Origin of the sequence: Aminobacter ciceronei (assembly GCF_014138625.1) — a bacterium.
Lineage (GTDB): Bacteria > Pseudomonadota > Alphaproteobacteria > Rhizobiales > Rhizobiaceae > Aminobacter > Aminobacter ciceronei.
The window spans coordinates 155052-161794 of sequence record NZ_JACJHY010000013.1 but is presented as its reverse complement, the minus strand read 5'-3'; the positions used below and the strand labels follow the sequence as shown (position 1 = coordinate 161794).

6 protein-coding genes are annotated in these 6743 nt (G+C 63.6%); 4 read left to right on the top strand and 2 right to left on the bottom strand.

The features are described from left to right. Both HNQ95_RS33425 and HNQ95_RS15300 read left to right on the top strand, forming a co-directional pair. Positions 1-219, top strand: a 219-nt coding sequence (locus tag HNQ95_RS33425) for a hypothetical protein (RefSeq protein ID WP_210283776.1), incomplete at its 5' end; no start/stop codon positions are given. A gap of 14 nt (positions 220-233) precedes the next feature. Beyond that, complete coding sequence (locus tag HNQ95_RS15300; protein ID WP_067964249.1) at positions 234-1205, top strand: porin; 972 nt, start codon at positions 234-236, stop codon at positions 1203-1205. Between the two features lie 205 nt (positions 1206-1410). Here HNQ95_RS15300 and HNQ95_RS15295 read toward each other — a convergent pair whose 3' ends face one another. Further along, positions 1411-2331, bottom strand: coding sequence for an alpha/beta fold hydrolase (locus HNQ95_RS15295; RefSeq protein ID WP_182574375.1), 921 nt, complete (start codon positions 2329-2331; stop codon positions 1411-1413). Between the two features lie 142 nt (positions 2332-2473). Beyond that, on the bottom strand, positions 2474-4516 hold the full coding sequence (locus HNQ95_RS15290; protein ID WP_182574376.1) for a lytic transglycosylase domain-containing protein: 2043 nt from the start codon (positions 4514-4516) through the stop codon (positions 2474-2476). Positions 4517-4747: 231 nt separating this feature from the next. Here HNQ95_RS15290 and dapA point away from each other — a divergent pair, with 231 nt between their 5' ends. Further along, positions 4748-5629, top strand: coding sequence for a 4-hydroxy-tetrahydrodipicolinate synthase (gene dapA, locus HNQ95_RS15285; protein ID WP_182574377.1), 882 nt, complete (start codon positions 4748-4750; stop codon positions 5627-5629). A 232-nt stretch (positions 5630-5861) separates the two neighbouring features. Then, positions 5862-6341: an SsrA-binding protein SmpB gene (gene smpB / locus HNQ95_RS15280; protein ID WP_067964246.1), complete on the top strand. Its 480-nt coding sequence runs from the start codon at positions 5862-5864 to the stop codon at positions 6339-6341. Positions 6342-6743: the final 402 nt, after the last annotated feature.

Sequence of the window (6743 nt, the reverse complement as noted above, 5' to 3'; positions counted from 1 at the left end):
CTCTCCTTCCACGGCATCAACACCTCCGGCCAAAAGCCAAAAGTGTTACCCATGTGTCCGGTACGAAACGTCACCTATGTCTCGGGTCGCTCAGCTACCTTCCCTTTCAGATCTCAGAACCTTCAGCTATTTCAATCGCTTGCGGCGCCATTGCGCGCGGTGAAGCCGGATTTTCATGGCTTTCCGCCTGAATTCCTCGATCTCCAGCCGCGATTCTGACTGGAGGTCAGAAAATGAACATTAAGAGCCTTCTTCTCGGCTCCGCTGCGGCTCTGTTCGCAGTCTCCGGCGCTCGTGCGGCCGACGCTGTCGTCGTCGCTGAGCCGGAACCCATGGAATATGTCCGCATCTGCGACGTTTACGGCGCGGGCTTCTACTACATCCCCGGCACCGAGACCTGCCTTAAGGTCGGCGGCCTCGTTCGTTACCAGATCGACTGGGACGACAACGATGATGGCTGGCGCAAGACGGCTGCTGCTCGTCTGAACCTCGACGCGCGTTCGGAGACCGAATACGGCACGTTCCGTCGTTTCATCGAGCTGCACTTCCAGAACCAGTCGGCATACGATGATACGGCTGTGTGGATTCGCTACGCCTACTTCGAACTCGGCGGCCTGATGATCGGTCGTAACGACACCCTGTGGGATGGCGCGCTTTCGGGCGAGTTCGACAGCGGCGGCGGCGACTTCATCAACTCGATTCGCTACACCTTCGACGCCGGCAACGGCATCGCAGCGTCGGTGGCACTCGAAGAGGCCGACTACGACTACGACTACACCCCGAACGTCGCCGGCAAGCTGTCGATCGCCCAGGGTTGGGGTTCGGTCGACCTGTTCGCCGCTTACGATGCGACCGCTGAAGAGTACGGCCTGAAGGCCGTCGCCAAGTTCAAGGCAACCGACGCTCTGACCCTGGAAGCTCTGGCAACCTACAACTCCGGCCCCAGCTTCTACAGCTTCGGCTACGAGTGGTCGGTCGGCGGTTACGCCAAGTACACCGTCAATGACCGTCTGAGCATTGGTGCTGGTGGTCAGTTCTTCGGCGACGACTTCGTCAACAGCCAGGACGACTGGGCTATCGGCGCTGTGGTCGACTACAAGGTCGTCGAGAACCTGAACGCCAAGCTCGCCGTCAACTACGACGATGGCGACAACTATGCAGACGGCTCGTTCTCGGGCTTCCTGCGTCTCGACGCTTCGTTCTAATCAGCTCACAAGGCTGATCCAGGGAAAACCCGGCGGGCAACCGCCGGGTTTTTTCGTTTTGTCGCGGTGGTCGGGTGACGCATCACAGCGTGCAGGGCGAACCGTTGCCAGTTTGCTCCAACCATGCCTGTTCGTTGTGTGCTCTATGGCAAGTCGACAATCTGGCGGCGAAGCCAGCCCGATATTCGGTCGGCCCCGCCGCCGATCAGGCTTTCACAGCCTTCGCCTCTGCTTGTCGCAGAAAGGCGGCGATTGTCGCCGGCAGGTTTCCCGTCTCCAGCAACGGTGCGTGGCCTTGTCCGTCGACGGTGACCGCTTCAAGGCGCGGATGGCGTCGGCCCATTTCATCAATGGTTTCTGCCGACAGCAGCCGCGAGTTGGCGCCGCGGATCGTCAGCACCGGCACGGATGCAAGCGCTTCGAATTGCGGCCAGAGATCGGGCAGCGGCTGGCTGAGATCCAGCGCCCGCACGGTGTTGAGCAAGGCGGGGTCGTAATCGGCGACGGGCACACCCGCCTCGTTGCGATAGATGGCGTGGACGAAGCGGTGCCAGTCGGTATCAGACAGCGCCGGAAACGCCTCGCCATGGAGCGCCTTCTGAATCTGGACGGCATCGGTGAAATCAACGGGGCGGGGGGCGTTTTCCAGATAGGACCTGATATGGGCAAGACCTGCCGTCTCGATCACCGGGCCGATGTCGTTGAGCACGACCGCCTTGATCAGGGCAGGGCGCATCATCGCCAGCACATGGATGATCAGCCCGCCGCGCGACGTCCCGATGAAGGCCGCCTCACCGATGCCGAGGGCGTCGAGGCCGGCGATGACGTTGGTCGCTTCCATGCCGACATTATAGTTCTGCCAGTTCGGATCATAGGCTGACCGTCCCCGGCCGCGATAGTCGAAGCATATGATTCGGCGAGGGTTTTCGGCTGAATTGGCGAGGTGAAGCGCCAGCTCGTGGAAATCCCTGGCATTGCGGGTCAGGCCAGGCAGGCAGACGACCGGGCGCTTGCCGCGGCGAGCGGTATCTTCGTGACCAGCCTCGGCGCCATAGAGTCGTGCGTGCAGCCTGAGCCCGTCCTGCGAGGTGTAGAAGAAGTCCGCAAAGCCTTGCGTTTCGGTCATCAGGCTGCCTCTCCGCTCCCGACACGGCCTCGTGTCGGCCCGACCTAGCTAACGAAGCCATGGGGCGCGGTCAAACCCGCCGCCGATCTGCGGGGGTGACGCCGCAATGTGGCTGGATGCACCGAGACCTGCCTGGGCAAGCCTAGCGGCCATTCACCAGGTCGCCATTGATGTCGTAACTGCCCGACAGCCGCATCTTGTAGACCTGATAGTTCTCCATCACGCGCTGGACGTAGCTGCGCGTCTCCGCATAGGGGATGCGCTCGATCCAGTCGACGACGGTGTCGACATCCTTGCCGCGCGGATCGCCATATCTTGATATCCACTGGTCGGCGCGGCGCGGGCCGGCATTGTAGCCGGCGAAGGTTAGCACGTAGGAGCCGTTGAAGCGGCCGAGCTGCTCGCCGAGGAAGCTCGCGCCCAGTGTGGCGTTGTAGCCGGCATCCGACGTCAGGCGCTCCTGCGAAAACGCCATGCCGGCTTTCTTCGCCAGATCCCTTGCTGTACCCGGCATCAGCTGCAGCAGGCCGCGCGCCCCGGCGCTCGAGACGGCCGAGACCTTGAACTCGCTTTCCTGGCGCGCGATCGCATAGGCGAGCGCCTTGCCGGAGCCCGAAATGTTGGCCGAGCCGGGGATGACCCCGATCGGGTGCGACAGGGCGCCGACGTCGAGCCCGCGCTGGGCGGCGATCTTGCCGACGCGCAGCGCCAGATAATGGTTGTCCTGCTTCTCGGCCATGACGGCGAGAAGCGCGAGTTCGCCCGGGCTATTCAGCTGAGAGGCGAGGTCGCGATAAAGCATCTCGGCGTAAGCGGCATAACCCGCGCCCTCGAGCCGGGTGATCGCGCTGACCGCCTCACGCTGCGCAAAGGCCTGGCGGTCGGCCGAAGTCGGCGCGGGATAAACGACATTGAGCGCCTTGCGGCCGATGCGTTCGGCGGCAAGCTGGCCGTAGAAGCTGGTGCCATAGGTTGCGGCGCGGGCGAAATAGTCCTTTGCATTGCCGGGACCGCCGGCTTCGGCGCTGCGGCCGAGCCAATAATAGGCGCGCGACAGCGAGATCGGGCTGCCGGCGATCTTGGCGATGCGCTCGAAATGGCCTGATGCCAGCTTGGCGTCGTTGAGGCCGCGCAGCGCATACCAGCCGGCGTGGAATTCGGCGTCGGCGGCATTCGTCGCGTTTCCGGCCGAATGGGCCGCGGCAATCCGGTAGGCGGTCTTGACGTCGCCCTCGTCGAGCAGTTCGCGCGACAGCACGCGGCGTTCCACCCACCATGTGTCGGGGTCGATCAGGCTGGCGCGATCCCTGGGCGCCTTCAGCATGACGGCTGCGGCTTCGGTGAACTTCTCCTGCTTGCGCAAGAGGCGCGCCTTGGCAAAGACATAGCCGGCCGAACGCTGGCTTGCGGGCACCGCATCGAGCAGCGCTTGTGCCTTCTTGTCGCCCTTGATGACGGCAGCCCAGGCGTCGGCCAGCGGCTTTGCCCCGGCGAGCTCGGCGACACGCGCGGCGGAATTGACCCGGTCGGCATAGAGCATGCGCTCCATGCGGATGCGATGGTCGGCGGCGGGGATCAGGTTGCCGAAATCCTTGAGGATCGCCACCTCATATTTGGCATCCAGTTTTTCGGTGCGCCAAAAGGGCTGGAGTACCGCAAGTGCCGCCTTGGCATTTCCGAGCTCCTTGTGGGCGCGGGCGAGCAAAAGCGCACCTTCGATGGTTTGCGGTTCGCTGCCGGCAAAGGCCGAAATCACGATATTGGGCCCAGGCGTTTCGCGCGCCATGGCGCGCTCGCTGTTGCGGCGCAATGTGGCAAGGCCGGGCCAGCCCGGCAGGGCCTGGGCTGCGGCGGCGATATCGGCACTCGGCACCTGGTCGCCGCCATTGATGGCGATCGCCCACATCAATATGTGGCGGTCGAGCGCTGTCGCGGGCAGGGCGTCACGCACCGCGCGCGCCTGCGCCAGATCGCCGCTCGACAGCGCGTCGAGCCCGCTCTTGAGCTGGTCGATTGTGCCGAAGGCGGCACGGGCGGCGTCACCCTTGCCGATGCTGGCGAAGGGGATGGCCGAGGTTGCCTGCGGGTCGAGCGCCGAACTGCCGGCGGGGACGGGCGCCAGGGCGATGAAGGCGCTCAACAGCGCGATATGATGCGGCCTGGCAGCCGGAATGATCCTGGTCATTCCTTATCCTTGCGGGTGACGATCGGGAGCAGGGCTTTCGAGCCTAGGTTCATGTGGTGAAGAGCGGGTTAATGAAAGGTTAGCGCGGTCGTTCGATTCGGTTGGATATAGGCAGCGGCCACACTTGCCGCAAATTGGTGTCGAGACTATGGTGCGCGGCCCTGCTTTCGGCTAGAAAGCCGGCGACATTGAAAAGGCTGCGAAACCGTAGGATTCCCGGAGTTGGACGACATGCTGAGAGGCTCACTTACCGCGCTCGTGACACCATTCGAAAAGAATGGCCGTCTCGACGAGAAAGCCTTTCGCGAACTCGTCGAATGGCAGATATCAGAGGGCACCACGGGCCTCGTGCCGGTCGGCACCACGGGCGAGTCGCCGACGCTGACCCATGACGAGCACCGCCATGTCGTGAAGATGTGCGTCGAGGTGGCGCGTGGCCGCGTGCCGGTCATTGCCGGCGCCGGCTCGAACAACACCGAAGAGGCCGTCGGTCTGGTCAAGTATGCCGAAAGCGTTGGCGCGGACGCCGTGCTCGTGGTCACGCCCTATTACAACAAGCCGACGCAGCGCGGCCTTTATGCGCATTTCGCAGCCGTTGCCCAGGCAACGACGCTGCCCGTCATCATCTACAACATCCCGCCGCGCTCGATCATCGACATGACGCCGGAGACGATGGGCCGGCTGGCCCATGACTTCAAGAACATCGCCGGCGTCAAGGACGCGACCGGCAAGGTCGAGCGTGTCTCCGAGCAGCGCATCACCTGCGGCACCGATTTCATCCAGCTGTCGGGCGAGGATGCCTCGGCGCTCGGCTTCAACGCCCATGGCGGTGTCGGCGCCATTTCGGTGACCTCGAATGTCGCGCCGCGCCTCTGCGCCGAGTTCCAGAACGCCAGCCTGTCGGGCGACAACGCCAAGGCGCTCGAGCTGCAGGACCGCCTGATGCCGCTGCACAAGGCGATCTTCATCGAGCCGGGCGCTTCGGGGGCGAAATATGCGCTGTCGCGTCTCGGCCGCATCGAGAACGTGCTGCGTTCGCCGCTGGTGACGATCGAGCAGTCGACGGCCGACAAGATCGACGCGGCAATGAAATTTGCCGGCCTCATCAACTGAGCGCCCAAGGGTTGCGAAACAGCCGCTTCGCAGCCATGTAAGCGCTCTTCGAATTGTGCGTCCTTCGAGGCTTGCTGTTGAGCTCGTGCCTCGGGAGAAGGGCAGTCAGCACATGGCGTCCGGGATCTGATGCGCTGTTGGCGCAGGGTTGTGGGCGCGCAGTGCTTTCCCATCCTGAGATGCGTGCCCGGCGGCCGAGCATCGGTGGACGCACCAGAAAAGTAGCGACGTCATGAGCCAGGGCAAGAAATCCGACCCCAACAACAAGATCGCCGCGGAAAACCGCAAGGCGCGCTTCAACTATGAGGTTCTCGACACGCTCGAGACCGGCATCGTGCTGAGCGGCACCGAGGTCAAGGCGCTGCGCCTGGGCCAGGCCAATATCCAGGATTCCTACGCCTCGTTCGAGGGTGGGGAATTGTGGCTGATCAATTCCTACATCCCGGAATATCTGCAGGCCAACCGCTTCAACCACGAGACACGCCGCCGCCGCAAGCTTCTGGTCAGCAAGCGCGAAATGGCCAGGCTCGCCCAGAACATCGAGCGCGAAGGCATGACGCTGATCCCGCTCAAGATCTATTTCAACGATCGCGGCATGGCCAAGATGCTGCTCGCCGTCAGCCGCGGCAAGAAGTTGCACGACAAGCGCGAAAGCGAAAAGCAGCGCGACTGGAACCGCGAAAAGGGCCGGCTGCTGAAGGAGCGGGGGTAGGGGACGCTACAGATCGCCCCCTGGGGAGACGAGGTGACAACGCTTCGTCATCCCGGGCGAGCGCAGCGAGACCCGGGACCCATTGACTGGATCATCGTGGAGCACGGCCGGGGTGTGGGGTCGCGATTGAACGCATGAAGCCCAAGACGAGGACCCGGCCGTGCCACACGATGGTCCAGCCAATGGGTCCCGGACAACCTCTGCTGCGCTCCAGTTTCCGGGATGACGGCGTCGATGCTGGCGCGCGAAACTTGTTTGCCACCTCGCAATTCTTCGCACCCCCTCTGGCCTGCCGGCCATCATGATACACCCGTCATCCCGGGCGAGCGCAGCGAGACCCGGGACCCATTGACTGGATCATCGTGGCGCACGGCCGGGTCCTCGTCCTGGCCGTCATAAATG

Coding starts and splice junctions, on each gene's coding strand:
- HNQ95_RS15295 (WP_182574375.1), bottom strand. CDS start 2,331: ATGACCGAAACGCAAGGCTTTGCGGACTTCTTCTACACCTCGCAGGAC.
- smpB (WP_067964246.1), top strand. CDS start 5,862: ATGAGCCAGGGCAAGAAATCCGACCCCAACAACAAGATCGCCGCGGAA.
- HNQ95_RS15290 (WP_182574376.1), bottom strand. CDS start 4,516: ATGACCAGGATCATTCCGGCTGCCAGGCCGCATCATATCGCGCTGTTG.
- dapA (WP_182574377.1), top strand. CDS start 4,748: ATGCTGAGAGGCTCACTTACCGCGCTCGTGACACCATTCGAAAAGAAT.
- HNQ95_RS15300 (WP_067964249.1), top strand. CDS start 234: ATGAACATTAAGAGCCTTCTTCTCGGCTCCGCTGCGGCTCTGTTCGCA.